This is a genomic window from Curtobacterium poinsettiae, from assembly GCF_025677645.1.
In the GTDB taxonomy this organism is placed as follows: Bacteria; Actinomycetota; Actinomycetes; order Actinomycetales; family Microbacteriaceae; genus Curtobacterium; species Curtobacterium poinsettiae_A.
This window is the reverse complement of sequence record NZ_CP106879.1, coordinates 497,026-524,013: the sequence shown is the minus strand read 5'-3', so window position 1 is coordinate 524,013 and position 26,988 is coordinate 497,026. Positions and strand designations below refer to the sequence as shown.

21 protein-coding genes and 1 pseudogene are annotated in these 26,988 nt (G+C 68.1%); 9 read left to right on the top strand and 13 right to left on the bottom strand.

Going from position 1 to position 26,988, the window contains the following annotated elements; genetic code table 11:
* Positions 1-15: 15 nt before the first annotated feature.
* The 8 genes and pseudogenes from OE229_RS02620 to dnaA form a co-directional block, all read right to left on the bottom strand.
* Positions 16-423 (bottom strand): DUF3566 domain-containing protein, encoded by a 408-nt coding sequence (locus OE229_RS02620; RefSeq protein ID WP_027466922.1) that lies wholly within the window; start codon positions 421-423, stop codon positions 16-18.
* The gene (gyrA, locus tag OE229_RS02615; RefSeq protein WP_182064142.1) at positions 416-3,073 is read right to left on the bottom strand and encodes a DNA gyrase subunit A; all 2,658 of its coding nucleotides are present in this window, start codon (positions 3,071-3,073) and stop codon (positions 416-418) included. The genes OE229_RS02620 and gyrA overlap by 8 nt, the downstream gene beginning before the upstream one ends.
* 114 nt (positions 3,074-3,187) lie before the next feature.
* Positions 3,188-5,191: a DNA topoisomerase (ATP-hydrolyzing) subunit B gene (gene gyrB, locus OE229_RS02610; RefSeq protein WP_182064141.1), complete on the bottom strand. Its 2,004-nt coding sequence runs from the start codon at positions 5,189-5,191 to the stop codon at positions 3,188-3,190.
* A gap of 133 nt (positions 5,192-5,324) precedes the next feature.
* Entirely contained in the window at positions 5,325-5,825 is a 501-nt protein-coding gene (locus OE229_RS02605; protein ID WP_182064140.1) for a DciA family protein, read from the bottom strand.
* Positions 5,825-7,180, bottom strand: a complete 1,356-nt coding sequence (gene recF, locus OE229_RS02600; protein ID WP_263344979.1) for a DNA replication/repair protein RecF — start codon at positions 7,178-7,180, stop codon at positions 5,825-5,827. Before recF ends, OE229_RS02605 begins: the two co-directional genes overlap by 1 nt.
* 31 nt (positions 7,181-7,211) lie before the next feature.
* Positions 7,212-8,098: pseudogene (gene gnd / locus OE229_RS02595) on the bottom strand (phosphogluconate dehydrogenase (NAD(+)-dependent, decarboxylating)).
* 71 nt (positions 8,099-8,169) lie between these two features.
* On the bottom strand, positions 8,170-9,315 hold the full coding sequence (gene dnaN, locus OE229_RS02590) for a DNA polymerase III subunit beta (RefSeq protein ID WP_027466916.1): 1,146 nt from the start codon (positions 9,313-9,315) through the stop codon (positions 8,170-8,172).
* A gap of 407 nt (positions 9,316-9,722) precedes the next feature.
* The gene (dnaA, locus tag OE229_RS02585) at positions 9,723-11,177 is read right to left on the bottom strand and encodes a chromosomal replication initiator protein DnaA (RefSeq protein ID WP_071404155.1); all 1,455 of its coding nucleotides are present in this window, start codon (positions 11,175-11,177) and stop codon (positions 9,723-9,725) included.
* Between the two features lie 514 nt (positions 11,178-11,691).
* On the opposite strand from dnaA, the gene rpmH reads away from it, so the two are divergent.
* The 8 genes from rpmH to OE229_RS02545 all read left to right on the top strand — a co-directional run bounded on the left by rpmH (position 11,692) and on the right by OE229_RS02545 (position 16,696).
* A complete protein-coding gene (rpmH, locus tag OE229_RS02580) occupies positions 11,692-11,829 on the top strand; it encodes a 50S ribosomal protein L34 (protein WP_022889115.1) in 138 nt (45 codons plus the stop codon).
* A 47-nt stretch (positions 11,830-11,876) separates the two neighbouring features.
* The gene (rnpA, locus tag OE229_RS02575) at positions 11,877-12,227 is read left to right on the top strand and encodes a ribonuclease P protein component (protein WP_182064137.1); all 351 of its coding nucleotides are present in this window, start codon (positions 11,877-11,879) and stop codon (positions 12,225-12,227) included.
* A complete protein-coding gene (yidD, locus tag OE229_RS02570; protein ID WP_182064136.1) occupies positions 12,224-12,604 on the top strand; it encodes a membrane protein insertion efficiency factor YidD in 381 nt (126 codons plus the stop codon). The genes rnpA and yidD overlap by 4 nt, the downstream gene beginning before the upstream one ends.
* 8 nt (positions 12,605-12,612) lie before the next feature.
* Positions 12,613-13,581 (top strand): membrane protein insertase YidC, encoded by a 969-nt coding sequence (gene yidC, locus OE229_RS02565; protein WP_182064135.1) that lies wholly within the window; start codon positions 12,613-12,615, stop codon positions 13,579-13,581.
* Positions 13,582-13,632: 51 nt separating this feature from the next.
* Positions 13,633-14,097: a Jag family protein gene (locus OE229_RS02560; RefSeq protein WP_247737362.1), complete on the top strand. Its 465-nt coding sequence runs from the start codon at positions 13,633-13,635 to the stop codon at positions 14,095-14,097.
* Positions 14,094-14,753: a 16S rRNA (guanine(527)-N(7))-methyltransferase RsmG gene (gene rsmG, locus OE229_RS02555; protein ID WP_182064133.1), complete on the top strand. Its 660-nt coding sequence runs from the start codon at positions 14,094-14,096 to the stop codon at positions 14,751-14,753. Before OE229_RS02560 ends, rsmG begins: the two co-directional genes overlap by 4 nt.
* 81 nt (positions 14,754-14,834) lie before the next feature.
* Positions 14,835-15,728, top strand: a complete 894-nt coding sequence (locus OE229_RS02550; RefSeq protein WP_310809603.1) for a ParA family protein — start codon at positions 14,835-14,837, stop codon at positions 15,726-15,728.
* Entirely contained in the window at positions 15,728-16,696 is a 969-nt protein-coding gene (locus OE229_RS02545; RefSeq protein WP_262139595.1) for a ParB/RepB/Spo0J family partition protein, read from the top strand. The genes OE229_RS02550 and OE229_RS02545 overlap by 1 nt, the downstream gene beginning before the upstream one ends.
* A 563-nt stretch (positions 16,697-17,259) precedes the next feature.
* Here the strand turns inward: OE229_RS02545 and OE229_RS02540 are convergent.
* The 5 genes from OE229_RS02540 to OE229_RS02520 form a co-directional block, all read right to left on the bottom strand.
* Positions 17,260-18,222: a D-alanine--D-alanine ligase family protein gene (locus OE229_RS02540; protein ID WP_262139594.1), complete on the bottom strand. Its 963-nt coding sequence runs from the start codon at positions 18,220-18,222 to the stop codon at positions 17,260-17,262.
* A 60-nt stretch (positions 18,223-18,282) separates the two neighbouring features.
* A complete protein-coding gene (locus OE229_RS02535; RefSeq protein ID WP_262139593.1) occupies positions 18,283-19,587 on the bottom strand; it encodes an aminotransferase-like domain-containing protein in 1,305 nt (434 codons plus the stop codon).
* A gap of 150 nt (positions 19,588-19,737) precedes the next feature.
* Positions 19,738-20,064 carry a thioredoxin gene (gene trxA / locus OE229_RS02530; protein WP_017887828.1) on the bottom strand — a complete coding sequence of 109 codons (327 nt, stop codon included), beginning with the start codon at positions 20,062-20,064 and terminating at the stop codon, positions 19,738-19,740.
* Between the two features lie 66 nt (positions 20,065-20,130).
* Positions 20,131-21,129, bottom strand: a complete 999-nt coding sequence (trxB, locus tag OE229_RS02525) for a thioredoxin-disulfide reductase (protein WP_209132520.1) — start codon at positions 21,127-21,129, stop codon at positions 20,131-20,133.
* A 93-nt stretch (positions 21,130-21,222) separates the two neighbouring features.
* On the bottom strand, positions 21,223-25,371 hold the full coding sequence (locus OE229_RS02520) for a murein biosynthesis integral membrane protein MurJ (RefSeq protein ID WP_262139592.1): 4,149 nt from the start codon (positions 25,369-25,371) through the stop codon (positions 21,223-21,225).
* 127 nt (positions 25,372-25,498) lie between these two features.
* On the opposite strand from OE229_RS02520, the gene OE229_RS02515 reads away from it, so the two are divergent.
* Positions 25,499-26,938: a CCA tRNA nucleotidyltransferase gene (locus OE229_RS02515; RefSeq protein ID WP_111057375.1), complete on the top strand. Its 1,440-nt coding sequence runs from the start codon at positions 25,499-25,501 to the stop codon at positions 26,936-26,938.
* Positions 26,939-26,988 lie beyond the last annotated feature (50 nt).

Genomic DNA, 26,988 nt, shown 5'->3' with positions numbered 1-26,988 from the left:
TCCGACCCGGGTGTGTCAGTTGTTCGTGAAGCCCACGAGCAGACCGCCCGTGATCCGAACACTGAGGTTGTAGAGCACGCTCACGATGGCGCCGAGCACGGTGCCGACGACCACGTTGAGGATGCCCACGACGATGGAGAACCCGAGGACCTGGCCCAGCGAGAACTGGTCCATGATCGAGTAACTGTTCTGACCGGTCACGTCCTTCAACAGGGCGTCGACCTGGGTGAACACACCCGTCTGGTTCAGGATGACCCACACCAGTGCCGTGGCGACCACGATCACGATGCTGCCGGCCAGGGCGATGAGGAAGCTCAGCTTCACCATCGACCAGAAGTCGACGTAGACCAGTCGCAACCGCACCTGGCGGGTGCCGACGGGACGCTTCGCCTTCTTCTGGAGCTTCTCGGCGACACTACTCATTGCTTGACTGGTCCTCTCCGGCCTCGTCTGCGACGGGCTCGGTGTCGATGGGATCAGTGGAATCCGGGGCCGCTTCGGCTGGGCTGACCGTCTCCACCGGGCCCGCGGGCTCGATCTCGGCGTCGTCCTGGTCGTCCAGGTTCCGCTCGGTGTTCCGGGCCACCGCGATGATCCGGTCGTTCTCCGCGAACCTCGCGAAGACGACGCCCATCGTGTCACGGCCCTTGGCAGGGACCTCGGCCACGGCAGACCTTACCACCTTGCCCGATTGCAGCACGACGAGCACCTCGTCGTCCTCGCCGACGATGAGAGCGCCCACAAGATCGCCTCGGTCGACCGCCAACTTGGCAACCTTGATGCCCAGGCCACCACGGCCCTGCACCCGGTACTGGTCGACCGCGGTGCGCTTGGCGTAGCCTCCCTCGGTCATCACCCAGACGAAGCCGTCATCGGAGACGACCCGGGCCGCGAGCAGCGAGTCGCCGTCGCGGAAGGACATGCCCTTCACACCCGAGGTCGAACGACCCATCGGGCGCAGGGTGTCGTTCGTCGCCGTGAACCGGAGCGACATGCCCTGGCGGGACACCAGGAGCAGGTCGTCGTGCTCGTCGACGAGCAGCGCCTGACGGAGCTTGTCGCCGTCGCGCAGGTTGATCGCGATGATGCCGCCGGTGCGGTTCGTGTCGTACTCGGTGAGCGCGGTCTTCTTCACCAGGCCGTGCTCGGTCGCGAGCACGAGGTACTGCGCGACCTCGTAGTCGCGGATGTCGAGCACCTGCTGGATCTGCTCGTCGGGCTGCATCGCGAGCAGGTTCGCGACGTGCTGGCCCTTCGCGTCGCGGCCGGCTTCCTGCAGCTCGTACGCCTTGGCGCGGTAGACCCGGCCCTGGTCGGTGAGGAACAGGAGCCAGTGGTGCGTCGTCGTGACGAAGAAGTGCTCGACGATGTCGTCGGCGCGGAGCTGAGCACCGCGGACACCCCGGCCGCCGCGGTGCTGCGAGCGGTACTGGTCGCTTCGCGTGCGCTTGACGTAACCACCACGGGTGATGGTGACGACCATCTCCTCTTCGGGGATCAGGTCTTCCATCGACATGTCGCCGTCGTAGCCGAGCATGATCTCGGTGCGTCGGTCGTCGCCGAAGCGGTCGACGATCTCGCTCAGCTCGTCACGGATGATCGAGCGCTGACGGCTCTCCGAACCGAGGATGTCCTGGAAGTCGGCGATCTTGCGCTCGAGTTCCTCGGCCTCGTCGTGGATCTTCTGCCGCTCGAGGGCGGCGAGACGACGGAGCTGCAGCTCGAGGATCGCGCGCGCCTGGATCTCGTCGACGGACAGCAGGTCCATCAGGCCGGTGCGGGCCTCTTCGACGTCGGGCGAGCGACGGATGAGCGCGATGACCTCGTCGAGGGCGTCCAGCGCAGCCAGGTAGCCGCGCAGGATGTGGGCACGCTTCTCGGCCTCGCGCAGACGGAACTGCGTGCGGCGGACGATGACGTCGACCTGGTGCGCGACCCACGCCGAGATGAAGCCGTCGAGCGGCAGGGTGCGGGGCACCCCGTCGACGATGGCGAGCATGTTCGCGCCGAAGTTCTCCTGCAGCTGCGTGTGCTTGTACAGGTTGTTCAGGACGACCTTGGCGACGGCATCGCGCTTCAGCACGATGACCAGGCGCTGCCCGGTGCGACCGGAGGTCTCGTCACGGATGTCGGCGACACCGGCGAGCTTGCCGTCCTTGACGAGCTCGGCGATCTTGATCGCCAGGTTGTCGGGGTTGACCTGGTACGGCAGCTCGGTGACGACGAGGCAGGTTCGACCCTGGATCTCCTCCACCGAGACGACGGCACGCATGGTGATCGACCCACGGCCGGTGCGGTAGGCGTCCTGGATCCCCTTGGTGCCGAGCACCTGCGCACCCGTCGGGAAGTCCGGGCCCTTGATGCGCTGCATGAGCGCGGTGAGCAGTTCCTCACGGGTGGCATCGGGGTTGTCGAGTGCCCACTTCGCGCCCTCGGCGACCTCGCGCAGGTTGTGCGGCGGGATGTTCGTGGCCATGCCGACCGCGATGCCGACCGACCCGTTGACGAGCAGGTTCGGGAACCGGGCCGGCAGGATCGCCGGCTCCTGGGTGCGGCCGTCGTAGTTGTCCTGGAAGTCGACGGTGTCCTCGTCGATGTCGCGGACCATCTCGAGCGCGAGCGGCGCCATCTTCGTCTCGGTGTACCGCGGGGCGGCGGCGCCGTCGTTGCCCGGCGAACCGAAGTTGCCCTGGCCGAGCGCGAGCGGGTACCGGAGCGACCACGGCTGCACCAGGCGGACCAGGGCGTCGTAGATCGCGGAGTCACCGTGCGGGTGGAACTGACCCATGACGTCACCGACGACGCGGGAGCACTTCGAGAACGCCCGGTCCGGGCGGTAGCCGCCGTCGAACATGGCGTAGATCACACGGCGGTGCACCGGCTTGAGGCCGTCGCGGACCTCCGGCAGGGCACGACCGACGATGACCGACATCGCGTAGTCGAGGTACGAGCGCTGCATCTCGAGCTGCAGGTCGACCTGCGAGATGCGGTCACCGGAGACGACGATGTCCCCGCTGTCGCCGTGGACGATCTCGGGCAGCTCGTCGGCGCCGTTCTCGTTGTCGTCAGCCATGTGGCTTCGTTCCCTTTCTGGACAGCCTGGAGGCTGTGGTTCCGTTGGTCGCGCCGGGCGCGACCACAGGTGGTCAGGACTGGTCGACGCGGCTCACGCCGCGCCTCCTGGCCGTTAGATGTCGAGGAAGCGGACGTCCTTGGCGTTCTGCTGGATGAACTGGCGACGTGCGTCGACGTCCTCGCCCATCAGCGTCGAGAAGACGCTGTCCACAGCTGCCGCGTCCTCCAGCGTGACCTGCAGGAGCGTGCGCGTGTCCGGGTTCATCGTGGTGTCCCAGAGCTCCTTGTAGTCCATCTCGCCGAGGCCCTTGTAGCGCTGGATCCCGTTGTCCTTCGGGATGCGCTTGCCGGCGGCGAGACCGGCCTGCATCAGGGCATCGCGCTCCCGGTCACTGAAGACGTACTCGTGCGCCGAGTTCGACCACTTCAGGCGGTACAGCGGCGGCTGCGCGAGGTACACGTAGCCGTGCTCGATGAGCGGACGCATGTAGCGGAACAGCAGGGTGAGCAGCAGCGTCGTGATGTGCTGGCCGTCCACGTCGGCATCGGCCATCAGCACGATCTTGTGGTAGCGGGCCTTGTCCGGGTCGAAGTCCTCACCGATGCCGGCACCGAACGCCGTGATCATCGACTGGATCTCCTGGTTGGCGAGGGCGCGGTCGAGCCGGGCCTTCTCGACGTTCAGGATCTTGCCGCGCAGGGGCAGGATCGCCTGGGTCATCGGGTTGCGGCCCTGCACGGCGGAACCGCCGGCGGAGTCACCCTCGACCATGAAGATCTCCGACACCGTCGGGTCCTTCGACTGGCAGTCCTTGAGCTTGCCGGGCATGCCGCCCGACTCGAGCAGCCCCTTGCGGCGGGTGGTCTCGCGCGCCTTGCGGGCAGCGAGCCGCGCCTGCGACGCCTGGATCGCCTTGCGGACGACGTCGCGCGCCTGCGTCGGGTTGCTCTCGAACCAGTGGGTCAGCTCGGTGCCGACGACGCGCTGCACGAAGGACTTCGCCTCGGTGTTGCCGAGCTTGGTCTTCGTCTGCCCCTCGAACTGCGGCTCGCCGAGCTTGACGGAGATGACGGCGGTGAGTCCTTCGCGGATGTCGTCACCCGTGAGGTTGTCGTCCTTCTCCTTGATGATCTTCGCCTCGCGCGCGTAGCGGTTGACGAGGGTCGTGAGCGCTGCGCGGAAGCCCTCTTCGTGGGTCCCGCCCTCGTGCGTGTTGATCGTGTTCGCGAAGGTGTGGACGCTCTCCTGGTAGGAGGTGTTCCACTGCATCGCGACCTCGAGCGCGATCTTGCGCTCCGGGTCCTCGGCCTCGAAGCCGATGACGTCGGGGTGGACGAGGTCGGCCTTCTTCTGCGCGTTGATGAACTCGACGTAGTCGGCGAGGCCACGCTCGTACATGAAGGTGTCGTTGCGGGCCTCTTCCCCTTCTTCCGGGGTGCGCTCGTCGCGCAGGTTGATCCGCAGGCCCTTGTTCAGGAAGGCCATCTGCTGGAAGCGCGTGCGCAGGGTCTCGTAGTCGAAGACGACGGACTCGAAGATCTCGGCGTTCGGCCAGAACGTGATCGTCGTACCGGTCTCGTCGGTCGCCTCGTCCTTCGAGACGGGCGCGACGGGGACGCCGTCGGTGTAGCTCTGCCGCCAGACGTGGCCCTGTCGACGGACCTCGACGTCGAGTTCGGAGCTCAGTGCGTTCACGACGGACGAACCGACGCCGTGCAGACCACCGGAGACGGCGTAGCCGCCACCGCCGAACTTGCCGCCGGCGTGCAGGACGGTGAGGACGACCTGGAGGGTCGAGACCCCCTCGGCCGCGTGGACGTCGACCGGGATGCCACGGCCGTTGTCGACGACGCGGACGCCACCGTCTTCGCGGATGCTCACATCGATGGTGTCGCAGTACCCGGCGAGGGCTTCGTCGACCGAGTTGTCGACGATCTCCTGGACCAGGTGGTGCAGTCCGCGCGGGCCGGTCGAACCGATGTACATACCGGGGCGCTTGCGGACGGCTTCCAGCCCCTCGAGCACCTGAATCTGGTCTGCGCCGTAGGACGGTTCGCTCTGCGGGGTCTCCGCACCGAGCGGATTCTGCCGGTCGTCTTCAGATTCTGCTGCCATGTCGAGCGTGCTCCTGCCTGCGCGCGGAACGCCCGCGCACTGCACCTCCCAGTCTACCGCAGAGCCCCCTCTTTCGAGGGCGCATCTGCCCCTCAGACGGGCTTTTCTGGCACTCCAGGATGATTTCGTCGCCTCAACCGTAGGTGTCGCGAGGACCGCGCCCCTGGACCGTCCTGGGGCCGCGTTTCCACGTGGGGGCGTCCGGGCCGGAAACCCTGATCGATTGGACCCCCGCTTCGGGGTGCCGTTCCGCGATGGTCGTCGTGACCGTCGCGCGCATCAGTCGGAGCTGGGTCGCCCAGGCCGTCGAATCGCACCGGATGACGAGCGCGCCGTCGTCGATGGTGACCGGGCGGGAGTGCTTCGCCAGTTCCTCACCGACGACGCTCGGCCAGTCGACGAAGAGCTCGGAGCGGGCCAGGGGTTCCGTCCAACCGAGCTCCTGGGCGAGCGATCCGACGATGTCCGCGAGGCCCTTCGGCTCGCGGCCGCGCCCGTACGGCACGGTGTCGGCGTCGAACTCGCGGGCGCGGCGGCGGCGGGCATCGGTGCCGCGCTTGGACGGGTCGCCGAACACCGCGCGCAGGTGGCGGTACACCTGCGAGGGTTCGGTGGGCTTGCGGGGCTTCGGCATCAGGCGTCGGCTTCGGCTTCGGTGGGGGCAGGGGCGTCGGTCGGGTCCGCCTTGGCGTCGGCGTCCGTCGCTGCAGTCCGGTCCGTCGCGTCCGTCGGCTCCGTCGCGTCCGTCGGCTCCGTCGCGTCCGTCGGCTCCGTCGCGTCCGTCACGTCCGTCGTCGGACTGGAGGCCCGGGTCGCGTCCGCCTCGTCGGTCACGATCGTGCCCGCCTCGATCCGCACCGTGTGCGCCGCCAGCTTCTGGGGCACGTCGCCGAAGACCGCGGCCGTGATGAGCACCTGCTCGTAGTCGGCGACAGCGTTCGCGAGCCGCTCCCGCCGTGATTCGTCGAGCTCGGCGAAGACGTCGTCGAGGATGATGATCGGGTCGCCCAGGTTCGACTCCGCACGCAGGATCGAGGCGCTTGCGAGCTGGATCGCCAGCGCGAAGGACCAGGACTCGCCGTGACTCGCGTACCCGCGTGCAGGTAACCCGTTGAGCTGGAACAGCACGTCGTCGCGGTGCGGACCGACGAGGGTGAGTCCGCGGTCGAGTTCGTCCCGGCGACGTCGCTCCAGGGCGGCCGCGAACGCCTCGGCTGCCGACGCGACCGTGACGGGCTCGTCCGGGGTCCCGAGCACCGGATCGGTGGCCGCCGCGGACTCGGGGTCGCCGCCGCGGATCGACAGGACACCGGAGATCGAGGCGTCGTGGTGCTCGCCGGCGACGGTCGCGTAGGCGTCGGCCACGAAGGGCGCGAGCCGCCGGGTCAGGTGGTCGCGGGCCGCGACGATCTCGGCGCCGAGTCCGACGAGCCGATCGTCCCAGACGTCGAGCGTCGACAGGGCGTTCGCCTTCGCGCCGGTTGCGCGGGCCGACTTCAGCAGGGTGTTCCGCTGCCGGAGCGTGCGGTCGTAGTCGGCGAGCACGCCCTGCATCCGCGGTGCGATCTGGCCGAGCAGCTCGTCGAGCATCCGGCGTCGCCCGGCCGGTTCACCGCGGACGAGGGCCAGGTCCTCCGGAGCGAAGAGCACGCTCGTGCAGTAGCGCGGCAGCTCCCGCGGCTTGATCGCCGACCGGTTGACCTGCGCTCGGTTCGCGCCGGTGCGGTTGATCTGCACCTCGGCGAGGATGCTGCGTTCCTCGTGGGAGAGCCGTGCTCGGACGATCGCGGCATCGCACCCCTGACGGACGAGGGCCGCGTCGGTGGGGACGCGGTGCGAGCCGAGCGTGGAGAGGTACCCGATGGCCTCGACCAGGTTGGTCTTACCCTGCCCGTTGCGGCCGACGAACAGGTTCGGCCCGCGTGCGAGGTCGACGTCCGCCTCCCGGTAGTTCCGGAAGTCGGTCAGTTGGAGATGGTCGACGTGCACGCGGGCCGAGTCCGGGTTCCCCCGGGAAGTCCTAGGACTTCTTGACGGCGTGACCGCCGAACTGGTTGCGGAGCGCTGCGACGGCCTTCATCGTCGGCGAAGCACTGCCCTGTCGCGAGACAAAGCGCGCGAAGATCGACGCCGAGATCGTCGGCATCGGGACCGCGTGCTCGATGGCCTCTTCGACGGTCCAACGGCCCTCGCCGGAGTCCTCGACGTAGCCCTCGATCGCGTCCAGCTTCGGGTCCTCGTTCAGCGCGAGCACCATCAGGTCGAGCAGCCAGGAACGAACGACGTGCCACGCTGCCAACCGGCGAACACGGCGGGGACGTCGGTGATGATGTCCTTCGCCTCGAGGAGCTCGTAGCCCTCGCCGTACGCCTGCATGATCGCGTACTCGATGCCGTTGTGGACCATCTTGGCGTAGTGACCGGCGCCGATCGGGCCGGCGTGCGAGAAGCCTTCTTCGCGGGGACCCTCGGGGCGCAGCGCGTCGAAGACGGGCATCGCGAACTCGACGTCCGCGGCGTCACCGCCGACCATGAGGCCGTACCCGTTGTCCTTGCCCCAGACACCACCGGAGACGCCGACGTCCATGTAGCGGATGCCGCGCGCACCGAGCTGCTCGGCGTGCTTGGTGTCGTCCAGCCACTTCGAGTTGCCGCCGTCGATCACCAGGTCGCCCTCGCCGAGGACGCCGGCCAGGTCGGTGATCACGTCGTCGGTGATCTTGCCGTGCGGGACCATGACCCACACGAGTCGCTTGCCCTCCGGGAGGGCAGCGGCGAGGGCGCCGAGGTCGGCGACGTCGGAGACGGCGGGGTTCGCGTCGTACCCGGTGACCTCGATCCCTGCGTTGCGGAGACGGGCACGCATGTTGTTGCCCATGCGACCAAGGCCGACAAGACCGATGTGCATGATTTCCTCTTCTGTTCGTCGTCGCGCTGATGCTGCCGGTGGTGTGCGCCAGCGCAGGTTGCCTGTTGCGCCTATCGCAGCAGCAGGTTCGGCTGCAGCAGGTACCGGTATCCATCGGTCGCTGCGGCCTCTTGCGAAGTCTGGCCGGTGATCAGCACCGGGCCCGGCTTGTTGGGGTTCTCCGTCTTGGTGAAGGAGATGCGGACGAACTCGGAGTGCACCGCGTTCAGCCCGTCCAGGAGGAAGGCGGGCTTCAACGAGACCACCGTTTCCTCGCCGGTCAACAACGCACTGATCGACTCTGACGCCTGCGCTTGTTCGGATCCGATCGCCTCGAGCGTGAGCCCGTCGACCGTGAAGGAGAACCGGAGCGCTGCTTCGCGCTCCAGGACGAGGGAGACCCGTCGGACCGCCTCGACGAGCTCCGCGGTGTTGATCACCGCGTGGTCGTTGACGGTCTCGGGGAAGAGCCGGCGGACCGGCGGGTAGTTGCCCTTGATGAGCAGCGACGTCACGGTCTTGTCGTCGGCGTGGAACGCGATGAGCTCGCGGTCGGAGTTGCCGCTGATCGACACCGACACCGTGGACGCGGAACCGAACGTGCGGCCGACTTCCTGCAGGGTGCGGGCCGGGACCAGCGCGTGCAGCGGGTCCGAACCGACCCGGCCGGAGTCCCACGCGATGGTGCGGACGGCGACGCGGTAGCGGTCCGTCGCGATCAGGGAGAGGTCGTTGTCGCCGACCTCGAGCTGCACGCCGGTGATGACGGGGGTGACGTCGTCGCGGCTGGCCGCGACCGCGACCTGCGACACCGCTTCGGAGAACGCGTCGCCGGGGATGACACCGGTCTGCGGGCCGATCTCGGGCAGCGTCGGGTACTCCTCGACCGGCATGGACAGCAGCGTGAAGTGCGCCGAACCGCAGGAGACGGAGATCTTCGCGTCCTCGGTGGTGAACGACACGGGGGCGTTCGGCAGCCGGCTCGCGATGTCGTTCAGCAGGCGACCGGAGACCAGGACCGTGCCCGGCTCGTCGATCTGGGCCGAGATGGACGTCTGCGCCGAGACCTCGTAGTCGAACGACGAGAGCGTCAGGCGATCACCGTCGGCGTGGATCAGGACGCCCGAGAGGATCGGGAGGGTCGTGCGCTGCGGGAGGAGCTTCACTGCGAAGGAGACGGCTTCGGAGAAGACGTCCCGGTTGACCTCGAACTTCACAGCTGGAACCCCTGTCGATCGGCTTGGACTGTCCGGCCGCCCCATTCTGGCACAGGCGGACGGGGGCCGGATTTCTTGTCATCCCGCCGTCCACAAGGTTGTCCCGCGGAGATTGATCGTTAACCAGGAGTAATGGTGTTAACGCCTGTGCACACTGTGGATAACCCTGTGCATCCCGCTCCGCAGTAGGGAACTACACGGTTGTGACTTGTGAGCGGTGTGTGAGCGTTAACGGGATGAATGAAACTCATCTATCCACTTCCATCCCCAGTCTCCACAGGCGACCCCCCACCTGTGTACAACCCGGCGGCGTGTCCTCCACAGTTATCCACAGGCTATCCACACTGTGAGAACTCCGGCCCATGGAACCGTCTCAGATGGTGGATGCGGGCGGGAACGGGCGGATCTCAGCGGTAGCGGCGGTCCTGCTTGATGCGGCTGGTGAGCTCGGTGACCTGGTTGTAGATCGACCGACGCTCCTTCATCAGCTCGGTGATCTTCTTGTTCGCGTACATCACCGTGGTGTGGTCGCGGTTGCCGAACAGCTGCCCGATCTTGGGCAGGGACAGGCTCGTCAGCTCACGGCACAGGTACATCGCGATCTGTCGTGCCGTGGCGATCGCCTGGGAGCGGGACGACCCGTACAGGTCGTCGACGGAGAGCTTGAAGTACTCCGCGGTGTGGTTGATGATGTCCGTCGGCGCGACGACGTTGTCCTCGTCGAGGGTGATCAGGTCCTTGAGGACCGTCTGCACCAGGGCCATGTCCACGGCCGTCCGGTTGAGGCTCGCGAACGCGGTGACCCGGATCAGGGTGCCCTCGAGCTCGCGGATGTTGCTCGACACCTTCGACGCCATGAACTCGAGGATGTCGTCGGGCACCTGCAGGTGGTCGGACTGAGCCTTCTTGCGGAGGATCGCGATGCGCGTCTCGAGCTCGGGCGCCTGTACGTCGGTGATCAGGCCCCACTCGAAGCGCGACCGCATCCGGTCCTCGAACCCGGTCAGGTGCTTCGGCGCGACGTCCGACGTGATGACGACCTGCTTGTTGTGGTCGTGCAGGGTGTTGAACGTGTGGAAGAAGGCCTCCTGGGTGGAGTCCTTCCCCTGCAGGAACTGGATGTCGTCGATCAGCAGGATGTCGATGTCGCGGTACCGCTGCTGGAACTGGTTCGAGCGGTTGTTCGCGATCGAGTTGATGAAGTCGTTCGTGAACTCCTCGCTCGACACGTACCGGACGCGGATCCCCGGGTAGAGGCTCTCGGCGTAGTGCCCGATGGCGTGGAGCAGGTGGGTCTTGCCCAGTCCGGAGTCGCCGTAGATGAACAGCGGGTTGTAGGCCTTGGCGGGTGCCTCGGCCACGGCGACCGCTGCGGCGTGGGCGAACCGGTTCGACGAGCCGATGACGAAGTTGTCGAAGTTGTACTTCGGGTTGAGTCGCGACTCGGGCCGACCGCTGGTGCCGGGCGAGTCGATCTGACTCGGCACGAACGGCGCCTCGATGTACTGGCGCGGAGCGGCACTCTGCTCGACGGCTTCCTGCACCGGCTCGGCGTACTCGGGGACGTTCGGGTCCACCCGTGGTTCCGATGCCATGTCCGGGTTGACGGTGATGGCGAAGTTCGCGACCGAGTCGTCACCGATGCGACCGACCGCCTCGGTGATCGGGATCCTGATGCGCTGTTCGAGCATGCCCCGGGTCAGGTCGTTCGGCACCTCGAGGTACAGGGTGCCGGCGAGCACGCCCTTCGGCTCGACCAGGTTCAGGAACCCGTGGAGCTGCGGCGTGATGCGGGGGTCCTCGGCGAGGAGTCCGAGTACGGATGACCAGAGGTCCTCGACGGGGTCGGCCGGCATCGTCATGTCGCGCTCGTCTCCAGGGGTCGTGTCGTGCGTTCGCTGCCGGACGAGGGTGCGTCCTGCGGGGTCGGACGTGCCGTGGCGTCCTCGGCGACCGCACTCGGGACCAGGTCGTCGCCGGCGGATCGTCGGTGGCTCCGGGGGCTTCGTCGACGCCTCGTTGCCGCGGAGGTTCCCACAGGGTTGTCCACAGTGTTGTCCACGACCACCTCGAGCCGTCGCACAGGAGCACTTCCCTGTCGTACCGGCCATCGGGGGGATCGATCACACCACTGTAAAGGACCGGACCGCGTCCCACCGAACGGAAGTTGTCCCCAATGTGGAGAATGGGATCGAGGGACGTCAGACCCGACGGCGACGGCGCGGCCGTTCCGGGCGGGGTTTGACCTGCTCGCCGCTGTCACGTACCGTTAACCAGTTGACTGCGGCCCTTTGGTCGCGCCCATCTGCGTCGTTCGACACCCGGACGGCTACACATACGTGACGGCTCGCCGCGAGCAGCCGTGTGGAGAACATCATGAGCAAGCGCACCTTCCAGCCGAACAACCGCCGCCGCGCCAAGAAGCACGGCTTCCGCCTCCGCATGCGGACGCGTGCCGGCCGCGCCATCCTGTCGGCGCGCCGCGCCAAGGGCCGTACCGAGCTCTCGGCCTGATCAGGCTCATCGCCTGATCCGGTCATCGGTCTGACCCCGGCGTCGCAGTGTTGGCCAGCGCCAACCGCATCGTGCGCGGGGATGACTACCGGAACGTCGTGCGTCGTGGTCGCAAGAGCGCCACGGCGCACGTCGTCGTCTCCGTGGTCCGTCAACCGGCCGACCGCAACGGACCGACGCGGTTCGGCTTCATCGTCGCGAAGACGGTGGGGAACGCCGTGACCCGGAACCTGATCAGGCGGCGGCTCAAGGCGATCGCGCACGACCTGCTCGTCGAGCGCCCTCAGGGCTTCGACGTGGTGGTCCGTGTACTGCCAGCCGCATCGCAGGCCGGATGGCCTACCCTGCTCGAAGACGTCACGCGCTCCTTCGCGCGCGGGGTGGAGAAGGCAGCATGAACCGCACTCTGTGGACCCGGCTTGCCTGGGTCATCGCGTTGCTCCCACGCAACGCGTGCGTCGTCGTGCTCCGGGCCTACCGTGCGGTGATCTCCCCGCTGTACGGCAACGTCTGCCGCTACCACCCGTCGTGCTCCCGGTACGCCCTCGAGGCGATCCAGCAGTACGGCGTCGTGCGCGGATCCGCCATGGGCGCCTGGCGCATCGCCCGCTGCAACCCCTGGGCTGCTGGTGGTATCGACGACGTCAGGGAACGTCGTCACCCGTTCGTCGTCAACCGGTTCGGGTTCGTCCTCGCGCCGATCCCGCAGCAGCCGCACCCCGCGGTCGGAACGGCCCGGCCGGTCCTGCTCCCCCAGCGCACTCGAAAGGCGTAGCCGTCCCCATGGACATCATCGGATTCGTCCTCTGGCCGCTCAAATGGGTGGTCTCGGCCATCCTCGTCGGCTTCCACTGGATCTTCGAGAGCATCGGCATGGACCCGAACGAGGGCATCACGTGGGTGCTCTCGATCATCTTCCTGACGTTCGTCGTCCGCGCGGCGTTGATCCCGATCTTCGTCCGGCAGATCAAGTCGCAGCGCCGCATGCTCGAGGTCGCGCCCCAGCTGAAGAAGATCCAGGACAAGTACAAGGGCAAGAAGGACCAGTTCTCGCGTGAGGCCATGAGCCGCGAGACCATGGCGCTCTACAAGGAGACCGGGACCAACCCGCTCAGCTCCTGCCTGCCGCTGCTGCTGCAGATGCCGATCTTCTTCTCGCTGTACTCGGTGCTGCACGAGGCCCAGATCAACAAGACGGGCATCGGCCTGCTCACGAACGACCTCGCGGCGTCGTTCGGCAACGCGGCCCTGTTCGGTGCTCCCCTGCACGAGACGTTCACGAACGCCTCCGGGTGGGAGGTCCGTGCGATCGCGGGCTTCATGATCGTCGTGATGACGGCGTCGCAGTTCATCACGCAGCTGCAGCTCGTCGCCAAGAACATGTCGCCGGAGACCAAGGAGTCTCCGATGTACCGCCAGCAGAAGATGATGCTGTACATCCTCCCGCTGGTCTTCGTGATCTCGGGCCTGAGCTTCCCCCTCGGCGTCATGTTCTACTGGCTCGCCTCGAACGTCTGGACGATGGCGCAGCAGTACTTCGTCATCCGCAGCATGCCGACGCCCGGCTCCGAAGCAGCACTGGCCCGTGAAGCCCGCCTGGCCAAGAAGGCACAGCGTCGCGGGACCGCCACCCCGGTCCTCGCCGAGGCCGGTGCCGGCGCCGGCGCGACGGAGATCGAGCCCGTGCGCGTGACCACCCAGCGTCAGCAGCCGGTCGGCAAGCAGCGCCAGAAGAAGAACGGGAAGAAGTAAGTGACCGAGCAGGACACCGCAGCCGCCGTCCAGGCGACGGACACCGAGACGATGGACACCGAGACCGAGGACGCCCGCGACGAAGCGGACATCGCGGCGGACTACATCGAGGAGCTCCTCGACATCTGCGACCTCGACGGCGACATCGAGATCGAGGAGCGCGCCGGTCGTGTGTACCTGTCGGTCACCGATGACGGCGAAGCACTCCGCGTGCTGTCGAAGCCGGACACCGTGACGGCGTTGCAGGAGCTCACCCGGATCGCCGTGCAGGCGGAGACCGGCGAGTTCAGCCGGCTCATCCTCGACGTCGGTGGCTCGCGGGACGCCCGTGCTGACGAGCTGCAGCGGCTCGTGGACACCGCCGTCGAGCGCATCGAAGCCGGTTCGTCGTCGGCTGCGCTGCCCCCGATGTCGTCCTACGAGCGCAAGCTGGTGCACGACCTGGTCGCAGAGAAGGGCTTCCACTCGGAGTCCGAGGGTGAGGGTCGGGACCGCCACACGGTCGTCACCCGATGACGGAGGCACCCGTCCCGACGGAGGCTGCACCGGTGCTCGAGGCTGAGCCCATCGCGGCCGCAGGGCTCTTCGGTGACCGGATCGAGGTCGCGCGCTCGTTCACGAACGAACTCGCGCGACGGGGTGAGGAGCTGGGCCTGATCGGCCCGCTCGAGCTTCCCCGCTTGTGGACACGACACATCCTCAATTCTGCATTGCTGGCACCGCTCCTGGAGGCCCGTGGTCGCGTTGCAGACGTCGGCTCGGGGGCAGGGTTGCCGGGTCTCGTGCTCGCGATCGCCCGGCCGGACGTTGAGTTCGTCCTCATCGAGCCGATGGAGCGACGGACGGATTGGCTTCGCAACGAGTCCGACCGTCTCGGCCTGCAGAACGTCACCGTGCTCCGCGGCCGTGCTGAGGACGTGGCTGACGACGTCGTCGTGGACCAGGTCACCGCACGGGCCGTCAGTGCGCTGTCGAAGCTCATTCCCCTCACCGTTCCCCTGGTCCGCTCGGGTGGGCAGCTCATCCTGATGAAGGGTGCGCGGGTCGACGAAGAGATCGAGAAGGCACGGAAGGTCATCCTCCGGAAGCGCCTCTCCGATGTCGAGGTACTCGAGCTCGGAGACGGTGTGGTTGCGGAGACCACCCGCGTCTTCCGGGCTACAGTTGACTGACGCTGCGGCTCGGGCCGGGTCATCCGGCCGCCAGTGGCTCCGCGTTCCACGTGAAACATCGAACCGGGGAAGAGGCACTCGTTGAGTTCATCGACCGACTACGACGCGTCGACACCGCTCGCTCGCGAGATCGCCGACCTGAACCGTCGCCGGCGTGCGATCGCCACGCAACAGTTCCCCCTGCCTGCTGAGACACGGATCATCACCGTCTCGAACCAGAAGGGTGGCGTCGGCAAGACGACGACGACCGTCAACCTGGCCGCCGGTCTCGCTCACGGTGGTGCTCGTGTACTGGTGATCGACCTGGACCCGCAGGGCAATGCCTCGACGGCACTCGGCGTGGACCACCAGGCGGAAGTCGCGAGCATCTACGACGTGATCGTCGACGAGGCTCCGATGGCCGACACCGTGCAGGCCTCCCCCGAGTCGGACACGCTCTGGTGCGTGCCGGCAACGATTCACCTCGCCGGCGCCGAGATCGAACTCGTCTCCCTGGTGGCACGAGAACAGCGGCTCCGGACTGCACTCGACATGTACCTGCAGTCCCTGGACGAGCCCTACCACTACGTGTTCATCGACTGCCCGCCGTCGCTGGGTTTGTTGACCATCAACGCGTTCGTTGCCGCACAAGAGGTACTCATCCCGATCCAGTGCGAGTACTACGCACTCGAGGGTCTGAGCCAGCTGCTACGGAACATCGAACTGATCGAGCGCCACCTCAATCCGAACCTCCGCGTCTCGACGATTCTTCTGACGATGTACGACAGCCGCACGAACCTGTCGAACCAGGTGGCGAACGACGTCCGTGAGCACTTCGGTGACCAGGTGCTCAAGGCGATGATCCCCCGCTCCGTCCGCGTGAGCGAAGCACCGAGCTACGGGCAGAGCGTCGTCGCCTACGACGTGAACTCCACCGGGTCGCTGTCCTACCTGGAAGCGGCCGCCGAGATCGCAGCACGAGGAGCGAAGCACTGATGGCACCGAAGCGAACCGGACTCGGCCGAGGCATCGGCGCCCTGATCCCGACCGCGACCGATCAGCAGGACCGTCCCGTCGACGTGTTCTTCCCGACCGGTGGTTCGCCGGCATCCGCTCCGACCGCGGACGAGCTGGTAGCCGTGCCCGGTGCACGACTTGCCAACCTCAATCCGCTGGACGTGATCCCGAACGCCCAGCAGCCGCGGAAGGAGTTCCGCGAGGAGGAGCTCCAAGAGCTCGTCCACTCGATCCGTGAGATCGGTGTCCTGCAGCCGATCGTCGTCCGGCCGATCCCGGGCGCCACGGGCACCGAGCCCCAGTACGAGCTCATCATGGGTGAACGCCGTCTGCGTGCCACGAAGGAACTCGGCCTGAGCACGATCCCGGCGATCGTGAAGGACACCCCCGACGACGCGATGCTGCGCGACGCGCTGCTGGAGAACCTCCACCGGGCACAGCTCAACCCCCTGGAAGAGGCGTCGGCGTACCAGCAGCTCCTGGCGGACTTCGGGATCACGCAGGAGCAGCTCGGCCAGCGCATCGGACGGTCGCGTCCGCAGATCACGAACACGATCCGACTCCTGCGACTCCCCTCCCCCGTCCAGCGGCGTGTGGCCGCAGGCGTGCTCTCCGCCGGGCACGCTCGGGCCATCCTCGCCGCACCCGACGCGGAGGCCATGGAGTACCTGGCCGAGAAGATCGTCAACGAGGACCTTTCCGTCCGCGCGGCTGAGGCGATCGCGCAGCAGCTGTCAGCCAAGACGCCCGCGGCGAAGCCGAAGCCCGAGCCGTCGAAGCGTCAGGCGCACTTCAACGATCTCGCTGAGCGGCTCGGCGATCGCCTCAACACGCGTGTGAAGATCGCAGTCGGTGCCCGCAAGAGTTCTGTCACCATCGACTTCGCGAACGGCGACGACCTCAATCGGATCCTCGGCGAGCTCGGGGTGGAGGACCTCGAGGGCTGAGCAGCCTCAGCGCAGCGCTGTGCGGCGCTGTGCGGCCCCGGGACGCCCGGGCTGCGGCTCGCGCCCGTCGGACTCATCCCGACAGCTCTGGTGGCAACACAGGGTGTCCGACGTCGTGATTGCGACGTGGAGCGTGGTCAGCGCCCGGTGAGGTGGTGGTGACGATCACCATCGGCTCGCCCTTCAGGACAGCGAGGCAGGGACATCGTCCGCGTTTCCGACCCGTGGTTCCGTGAGTTCACCCTCGCGGAATCGCGTTTCACCGGCCGCTCCTGCAGATCGGGCGAACCGACGTTCAGACTCAGCGTGTCTGTTGACGGAGTCGAAGCTTCCCCGCTTGTGCACAAGGGCGTCCGGCCGTGGGAGATCGACGCCGAGACGCTGGGATCGTCTGCTGACGCCGTGCCGGTACCTCGGAGTCCGCCGACCGCGCCGAGGGCCACTGCATGGCGCTGAACGACGACTGTCTCCGAGAGACGTTCCACGTGGAACATCGCACCGAAATCGCGGCGCGCACGGATGCCGGGTGTCAATGTTCCACGTGGAACATGGGCGGTGACCGCTCAGACTCGGTGGTCCCGAATCGCTTGCTCGGCGAGCTCGGCGTAGGTCCAGCCAAGATCGAAGCCGGACGCCGACAGCGCCTGCGGGAGCAGCGACGTCTCCGTGAGGCCGGGAAGCACATTCGCCTCGAGGAACCAAGGCGTCCCGGCCCCGTCGATGATCAGGTCGACACGGGACAGATGCCGGAGTCCGAGCGCTGTGTGCGCGGCGACCGCTGCCTCCGCGGCTGCTCCGGCGAACTCGTCGGACAGTCGCGCGGGCGTGTAGAAGGTCGTCTCCCCCGCGTTGTAACGCGCCTCGAACCCGTAGATGCCGTTGCGCGGCACGATCTCCACGGCGGAGAGCGCCACGGGGCCGTCTCCAGTGTCGATGATGCCCACGGCGACCTCGGTCCCACGGATGAGCTGCTCGACCACGACGTCGTCACAGTACGTGTACGCCGTCACCATGGCCCGGGGCAGGTCCTTGACGTCGTCGACGAGGGTCACGCCCTGTGCGCTCCCACCTCGCGCCGGCTTCACGGCGAGCGGCACCGGGTGCTCGGTCGCGATGGCCGCGAGGACCCCGACGGCGCCGAGCTCACGGAAGACGTCGTGGGAGAGTGTCACCGAACGAGGGGTGCGGACGCCGGCGCGGGCGACCAGCGCTGACGCCGTCGGCTTGTCCCATGCCAACCGGGCTGACGTCGAACGTGAGCCGACGAACGGGATGTCCACGGCCTCCAGGATGCCCCGCAGGGCTCCGTCCTCACCGGAGGCGCCGTGCAGTGCCGGCCACACGACGTCCGGGCGTGATTCGGCGAGAGCCGGAAGCAGCATCGCGTCGGCGTCGCACAGGTCGACCCGCCAGCCGTAGCCGGTCAGTGAGTCGGCGACCCGGCGGCCGGAGCGGAGGGAGACGTCACGCTCGTGCGAGATGCCTCCGGCTACGACGACGACGTGACGACGGGTGAGCTCGGCCATGCGGGGTCCTCCGGTGTGGAACTGCGGTGCTGTGCGAGCAGCACTGAGGAAAAGCGCTGATCAGGAGATGTTCGGCGGCGGTGCGCTGACCGTGGACGTCTGGCGGACCACGGTGTTCGGTCGGGTCGTCGGGCCGAAGGTCTCGATGAGTTCGAGTTCGTCGTTGACGACGTTGGCCAGGCGCTTGACCCCCACCCGGATCTGCTCCGGGGTCGGGTAGCAGAACGACAGACGGATGTGTCCGCCCCCGCGTCCGTCCGCGTAGAACGCGGTGCCGGGCGTGTAGGCCACGAGTTCCTTGACCGCGCGCGGCAGCATGCCCTTCGAGTCGAGGGACTCGGGCAGGGTCAGCCACACGAAGAAGCCACCGTTCGGCTTCGTCCAGGACAGGTCCGGCAGGAACTCTCCCAGCGCCGACAGCATGGCGTCACGGCGCTCGGCGTAGATCCCTCGGAAGGTGTCGACCTGGCCCTTCCAGTCCGCGGCGTCGAGGTACGCGTTCACGACGTACTGGCCGAAGGAGTTCGGCGCGAGCACGGCCGATTCGTTGGCGAGCACGAGCTTCTCGCGGATGGCGTGGGGCGCGAGCGCCCAGCCCACGCGGAACCCTGGTGCGAGGGTCTTCGAGAAGGAGCCGAGGTACACCACGCCCTCTTCGTCGATCGATCGGATGGCCTGCGGCGCCGGCTCGTCGAACCACAGGAGCCCGTACGGGTTGTCCTCGAGCACGAGGATGTTGTTGGACCGGCAGATGTCGAGCACCTCGATGCGGCGCTCGCGGCTCATCGTGACGCCGGCCGGGTTGTGGAAGTTCGGGATCGTGTAGAGGAACTTGATCCGCTTGCCCTGGGTGCGGAGGTTCGCGATCGCCTCGCGCAGCGCCTCGGGGACGAGTCCGAGTTCGTCCGTCGTCACGTGCACCGTCTCGGCCTGGTACGACCGGAAGACGCCGATCGCGCCGACGTAGGACGGCGACTCGGCGAGCACGACGTCACCCGGGTCGATGAACAGCCGTGTGACGAGGTCGAGGGCGTGCTGCGAGCCCGTGGTGACCACGACGTCTTCGGCGCTGGCACGGATGCCCTCGAGGCTCATGACGTCCACGATGTGCTCGCGGAGGGACCGCAGGCCCTGTCCGCCGCCGTACTGGAGCGCCATGGCGGAGTGCTCGGTCATGACACGGTCCAGGGAGCCCGTGACGAGCTCTCTGGGGAGCGCGGAGACGAACGGCATGCCGCCAGCCAACGAGACCACTTCGGGGCGCGAGGCGACGGCGAACAGGGCTCGGACCTCGGAGGCGCTCAGCCCGGCGGTGCGCTGGGCGTAGGAGTCGTACCAGGGGTCGAGGCTGTTGCCGTTCGTCATCGAGTGCTCCGTTCAGTGGGACATTCCCGCCACACTACGACATCGGCCCCGGGAACCAGGGTTCCGCGACGGGGCCGATCGTCATCCGGTGGCTCCGGACGAGAACGGCCCCGCTCTCTGGGGAGAGCGGGGCCGTTCAGGTGGGGCGACCTACGCGAGGAACTCGGCGAGATCGGCCTCGAGCGCGGGCTTCGGCTTGGCACCGATGACGGTCTTGACGACCTCGCCGCCCTTGAAGACCTTCATCGCCGGGATCGACGTGATCTGGTAGTTCATGGCCGACTGGGGGTTGTCGTCCACGTTGAGCTTCACGATCTCGATCTTGCCGGCGTGCTCTTCGGCGATCTGGTCGAGGATCGGCGAGACCGCGCGACACGGGCCACACCACTCAGCCCAGAAGTCGACGAGGATCGTCTTGTCGGACTTGAGGACCTCGTCCGAGAAGGTGGCGTCGGTGACAGCCTTGGCGTTGGACATGTGTGCTCCTTCGAGAAGTCGTTCAGGGGGTACAACGGCGAAGCCGTCGTGGTATTCCGAGGCGGGTCAGGCCCGGGCGGCGATGACGTCGACCATGGCGGGCTCCGCCGGGGCGACGCCCTCGGCCTCGTCCGTCAGTGCGTCGTCGAGCTCGGCGAGGTACTTCTCGGCGTCGAGCGCGGCGACCGTGCCCGAACCGGCAGCCGTGATGGCCTGACGGTAGGTCGGGTCGATGACGTCACCGGCGGCGAAGACGCCCGGCAGGTTGGTCTTCGACGAGCGACCCTGGACGGCGATCGTGCCCTCGGGCGCGATGTCGATCTGGCCGTGGATCAGGTGCGTGCGCGGGTCGTTGCCGATCGCGATGAACAGGCCGTCCAGCGCGAGCTCGGACTCCTCGCCCGTCACGGTGTCCTTGAGCGTCACGCCCTCGACCGCGGAGTCGCCCGTGATGCCGGTGACCTCCTTGTTCCACGCGAACTCGATCTTCGGGTCGTTCATCGCGCGGTCCTGCATGATCTTCGATGCACGCAGGGAGTCCTTGCGGTGGATGACCGTCACCTTGTCGGCGAAGCGGGTGAGGAACGTCGCCTCTTCCATCGCGGAGTCGCCACCGCCGACGACGGCGATGTTCTTCTGGCGGAAGAAGAAGCCGTCGCAGGTCGCGCACCACGAGACACCGTGGCCGGACAGGCGCTCTTCGTCGGCGAGGCCGAGGTGACGGTACGCCGAGCCGGTGGCGTAGATCACCGCGAGGGCCTCGTACGTCTCACCGGAGCCGACCGTGACCTTCTTGACCTTGCCGGTGAGGTCGACGGAGACGGCGTCGTCGTACAGGACCTCGGCGCCGAACTTCTCGGCCTGTTCCTGCATCTTGATCATGAGGTCAGGGCCCTGGATCCCCTCGGGGAAGCCGGGGAAGTTCTCGACCTCGGTCGTCTTGGTGAGTTCACCGCCCGTCTCGACACTGGAAGCGACGATGAGCGGCTTGAGCTCTGCGCGCGCTGCGTAGATGCCGGCGGTGAACCCGGCCGGGCCGGAACCGATGATGATGAGCTGGCGCATGCCTGTTTGCCCTTCCGTTGCGTCTGACCGGGTCAACCCATCGTACCGGCGTGGCATTCCACACGGCCCGTGAGCGTGGGTGCCCGGCAGGGATCAGCGGCCGAGCTTGCTGCGGAGCATCCGGACGGCGTTGCCGATCTCGCCGTTCTTCGCGACGACGAGGGCTCCGAAGTACACGCCCGCCATCACCGCGCCGGCGAGGACGAGGGTGATGAGCGCTCCGGTGAAGTCGGCCATCGCGAAGCCGCTCGCCGAGAACGACCCGAAGAAGTTCACGACGAGGAGTCCCGCGACGCCCGCGATGAGCGCGGCGATGACGAACTGCACGTGCGACCGGGTGACCACCGGTCCTTCGATGCCACCGAGCCGCTTGCGGACGAGGACCAGGGCGACGATCGTCTGCGCGGTGCCCGCGAGTGTGGTGCACGCTGCGATCGCGACACCGATCGCCTCGTTCGGGAGCGTGGTGACCGCGAGGGCGCCGATCACGAACAGCACCGACTGGACGCACTGCATGAGGAACGGCGTGCGGTGGTCGTGCATCGCCCAGAAGACGCGCTGGATGATGAACAACATGCTGAAGAGCACGAGCCCCGGCATGTAGGCCAGCAGGACCGCGCCGATCGACAGTGCCCCGTCGAAGGTGTTGGAGAACATGCGTCCGAACGGAACGGCGACGACCATCAGTGCGATGGAGGCGAAGACCGTGAACAGTCCGACGATCCGCAGCGAGAGCGACAGGTTCTTCCGGACGGCGCCGAGGTCGCCGCGTTCGGCATCGTGGCTCATCCGTGTGAAGTACGCGGTCGCGATGGAGACCGTGATGATCGAGTGCGGCAGCATGAAGAGCAGCCACGCGTTCTGGAGCACCGCATTGCCCGCGGCACCGGATCCGAGCGATGCGACGCGCGACTGCACGATGCCCGCCAGCTGGGTGACGAGGATCATCGCGAAGAGCCACCCGGCCGCCGTGCCCGTCGACTTCAGGCCGACGCCGCGCCAGCGGAAGTCGGGTCGGAAGCTCAGGCCAGCCCGGCGCCAGAAGAACGGCAGGAAGGCGGCCTGAGCGAGCACGCCCAGGGTCGCACTGCCGGCGAGGACGGCGATCTTGAGCGGAGTCCAGTCGTCGACGCCGGAGTTCGCGGCCCTGCCACCGAACATGGCGATGAAGACCACCAGCCCGGCGATCGAGATGACGTTGTTGATGAGCGGCGCCCACGTGAACGGGCCGAACACCTGCTTGGCGTTCAGGACCTCGCCGAGCAGGGAGTACATCGCGTAGAAGAGGATCTGCGGAAGGCACCAGAACGCGAACGCCACCGCGAGGTCGATCTGACCGGGCGTGAACCCCTTGCCCTCGCCTGAAGCGGTCTGCGCGTACACCTGCACGAGCAGCGGGGCGATCAGGGTCGCCACGAGGGCGATGACGATGAACAGGGAACCGCCGAGCGTCACGATCTTGTTGACGTAGGCCGTGCCACCGTCGGTGTGCTGCTTCATCGCACGGACGATCTGCGGGATGAGCACGGCGGACAACAGGCCACCCGCGATCAGCGCGTAGATGTTGTTCGGGAGCTGGTTGGAGACCGCGAACGCATCCGCCGCCGGTGACTGCGTCTGACCGATCGCGTACGCCAGCACGAAGGTCTTCGCGAAGCCGAGGATGCGCGACAGCATCGTGCCGGCGGCGAGCATCGCGCTCGCCCGACCGAGGCTGCGCTCGGCGACCGGCTCGGCGTCGACGTCGGGCTGGGGCTGGCTGGCGCTGATGGTCGGCTCCTCGGGGTCGCGGTCGTCCGCGACGGTGCTGCGTGTGGCGTCGGACGGGAGGCGCGGCTCGGCTCCGGCGCGTGCGATGGCGTCCTGCAGGGGGTCCTGGTGCACCGCAGCGGGCGGCGCAGCGGTCGGCGCTGCACCCGGCGCTGCGGTCGCCAGCCCGGCAGTGGACGCGGCCACGCTGGGTGCGGGGGCCGCTCCGGAGGGGTGATCCGCGCCTCCAGGCTGGTTGGTCGCCGCCTGCGCGCCCCCGATCGTCGGCTGGACCGCCAGGGGGCGGTTCGGGTCGTCGTCCTCGTCGTCGATCTCGCCGTTCCGGCGGCGGATGCGCTTGCGGATGCTGCGGAAGATGCCGAAGCCGAAGATGCCGATCAGGGCGATCGCGGCGACCGCGGTGATGACCGTCTCCCACTGGGCCTGCACGTTCAGCTCGACGGTCGCGGGCTCGGCGACGGCGACGCCGGTCGGGCTCGAGAGCGACATCGTCAGCTCGACCTTGCCGTTCGCGACCGACTGCACGGGGACGGTGGCGCGGGTGGAGGAGTCGGGCTGGATCTCGACCACGATGTCGTTGCGGACCACCCGCAGCGCCGAGTTGGACGGCTGCACGGACAGGTGCACCGTGACCGGGTAGGCGGAGCTGTTGCGGATCGACACGGGCAGGGACGACCGGTCGCCGAGCAGGGTGAGGCTGCTCGAGTCGACGATCCCGACCTCGGTGGTGCTCTTCGCCCAGGCGGCCGTGCGCGCCTCGACCGCGGCGGCGAGTCCCTGGTCGTCGTCGCGCCACGCATTCGAGGCGAGTGCGAGCAGACGGAGCCGGGCCGGGGCGGTCAGCTGGTTCGGGTCGCCGAGGATCGTCGCGAACGCGGAGAGCCCCTGTTCCCCTCGGACCAGTCGCTGGAGCTGGTCGACGCGGGCCTCGCCGGTGGACGCGCTCGCGAGCGTGAGTGACCCGGCGACGGCCTTCGAAGCGGTGGAGAGGTCGGCCGGGGCGACCCAGGCGGTGCTCTCGAGGGCGTCCAGCGCCTGGCTGAGCCGCGCGGAGTCGGACGGCCACTCGCGCCCGAGGGTGAGCAGGATCGGCCCCGTGGCGGTTGCTGCCCGGGCCGAGGTGGCCAGCGTCGCGGTGAGCTCGGACATCGTCGACGACCAGGTCTGCCGGTCGGTGGCGTTCGCCGCTCGACGGAGCATCGACGACATCGACTGGTCCGAGACGAGCACGTGGTCGTCGCCGATCTTCTCGGACGCGGTGATGGTGGTGTCCGCGCCGGCCGAGGTGTTGCCGCTCGAGACGATGGTGGTCTTCGTGCCGGCCCGCTCGAGGGCCGGCAGGTCGGCGGAGGACACCGTTCCCTCGGTGGGCCAGGCGATCGAGTCCATCGAGTACGGGAAGTCGAGCAGGGACTCCGTGGTCGGCAGGGTCTCCTGCGCCTCGTCGGCGCCGTCGTCGGCCGTGGTGCCGTCGCTCGAGGCCGCGGTGGGGGCCGGTGACGAGGTCTGCCCCGGTGTGGCCGTCGGAGTCGGCGCCGGGGTCTCGGCGCCCGGGAAGTTCTCGGACTTGACGGACTGGTCGAGGGAGATCGGCGACAGGATGCCGTCGGACCCGGCCTGGCGCAGGCCGGTGACGTCGGCGTCGGCGTAGGACAGCGCGAAGGTCTCGTTGCGCAGTGCTTCGAGACGCTGCAGCCAGGTGATCGCGCTCGACGGAGCGTTGTCGCCGAGGATCCGGACCGAGGCGATGATCCTCGGGTCCACCGCCACGGCGACGTTGTGGTCCTCGGCCGCGTCGAGCTGCTGCGTGAGCGTGCCGTCCACCGAGGTCGCCGCGGCCAGCACGGGGGCGGTGAGGATGCCGTCGGTCGACTTCGGCACGGTGATCGGCATGGCGACGGAGACGCTGACCGGGGCCTGTTCGAAGTCCGGGTACCAGGTGATGGCGGAGCGGTCGACGGCGAAGGCGTCGCCCGCCGTGTACTCGGCCGCGATGCGCCGGGCACCGAACGAGGAGTACCCGCCGAGCGCCACGTTGCCGGAGACGATCTCGACCGAGTCGATGGTGATCGAACGGTGCGCTGGGATCGCCGGGATGTCCACGGAGTCCATCGGGGCGCCGAGGTAACCCGTCGTGGTGGTGTCGCTGAGCCAGCTCGCCAGGACGTCGCGCGTGCTCACCGAGCGGAAGATGTCGAACTCCGCGGTACCGGCCGGCAGTGCTGCGTCGGTGTCGTTCGTGACGGTGACCGACAGGGTGAGGTCCTGGTCGCGTTGGACGACGCCGCGGTTCGCGGGGGCGATGGAGATGGTCGCCTTGCCCGTATCTGCAGCGGCCGGATCGGCGACGTGGCTCTTGGCTGCGGACATCTCGGCGGCCGAGGCGTGATCGGTGGCGACGGGCGCGACGACCAGGCCGAGCGCGACGAGGGTCGACGCGGCTGCGGCGAGCGTGGTGCGGAGCATCTGCATACGGGGAGCGGGCCACGGGGTCGGTTCGGGCCGAGCACGAGTGTATGAGGCGCGACCATGAACAGGTCCCGTGCGCGCGCGACTCGTGGAGAACTCGGGGCCTCGATCTGGGAGGATGAGCACCGTCATGCAGTCCGTTGCCCAGGCCGTCGAACGACTCGACGCACTCGCCACCACCGAGCCCGTCGACCTCCTCGCTCGGGCCTTCGCCGACGCCGGACACGAACTCGCCCTCGTCGGCGGCCCCGTCCGTGACGCGTTCCTCGGCCGTCCGGTGACCGATCTGGACTTCACCACCGACGCCCGGCCGGACGACATCCTGCGGATCGTCGAACCCATCGCGAGCGCCACCTGGGACGTCGGTCGGCAGTTCGGCACCATCGCCGCACGGGTCGCCGGCGAGCAGGTCGAGATCACCACGTACCGCAGTGACGTCTACGACGGCGAGACCCGCAAGCCCGAGGTCGCGTTCGGCGACACCATCGAGGACGACCTGCTCCGTCGCGACTTCACCGTCAACGCGATGGCCCTGCGACTGCCGGCCCGCGAGCTCGTCGACGTGCACGGCGGGGTCGAGGACCTGCTCGCCGCGCGGCTCCGGACGCCCCAGACCGCGGTCGTCTCGTTCCGCGACGACCCCCTGCGGATGATGCGCGCCGCACGGTTCACCTCCCAGCTCGGCTTCACCGTCGACGACGACGTGCGGGCCGCGATGCAGGAGCTCGTCGCGTCGATCGACATCGTGTCCGCCGAGCGGGTCCGCGACGAGCTGGTCAAGCTGCTCAACACGGACGACCCGGTCCCCGGCCTCCGGCTGCTCGTCGACACCGGGCTCGCCGAGCGGTTCCTGCCCGAGCTGCCCGAGATGCGGCTCGAGGTCGACGAACACCACCACCACAAGGACGTCTACGAGCACTCGCTCACCGTGCTCGAGCAGGCCATCGGGTACGAGGCCGAGCGGCACGCCGGGGATCCCCCGGACACCGTGCTCCGGCTCGCGGCGCTGCTGCACGACATCGGCAAGCCGGCGACGCGCAAGCTCGAGCCCGGCGGCGCCGTGAGCTTCCACCACCACGACCTGGTCGGCTCGAAGATGGCGAAGAAGCGCCTCCGCGCCCTCCGCTTCGACAACGACACCATCGCCGCGGTGTCCCGCCTGATCGAGCTGCACCTGCGCTTCTTCGGGTACACCGAGGGCGCCTGGACCGACTCCGCCGTCCGCCGCTACGTCCGCGACGCCGGACCCCAGCTCGAACGGCTCCACGAGCTCACCCGATCGGACGTCACCACCCGCAACCGCCGCAAGGCCGATCGGCTGGCGTTCGCCTACGACGACCTCGAGGACCGCATCAAGACCCTGTCCGAGCAGGAGGAGCTCGAGTCGATCCGTCCGGACCTGACGGGCGACGACATCATGCGGATCCTCGACATCCCGCCGGGGCGTGCCGTGGGCGAGGCCTACCGGTTCCTGCTCGAGGCCCGGATGGACGAAGGGCCCCTCGGACCGGAGACGGCCGAGGAGCGCCTGCGCGAGTGGTGGAGCGCCCGAGGCGACGCCAGCGCCTGAGACACCAGTGCCTGAGACGCGACCGCCTGACGGGCGGGACCGCTCTCCAC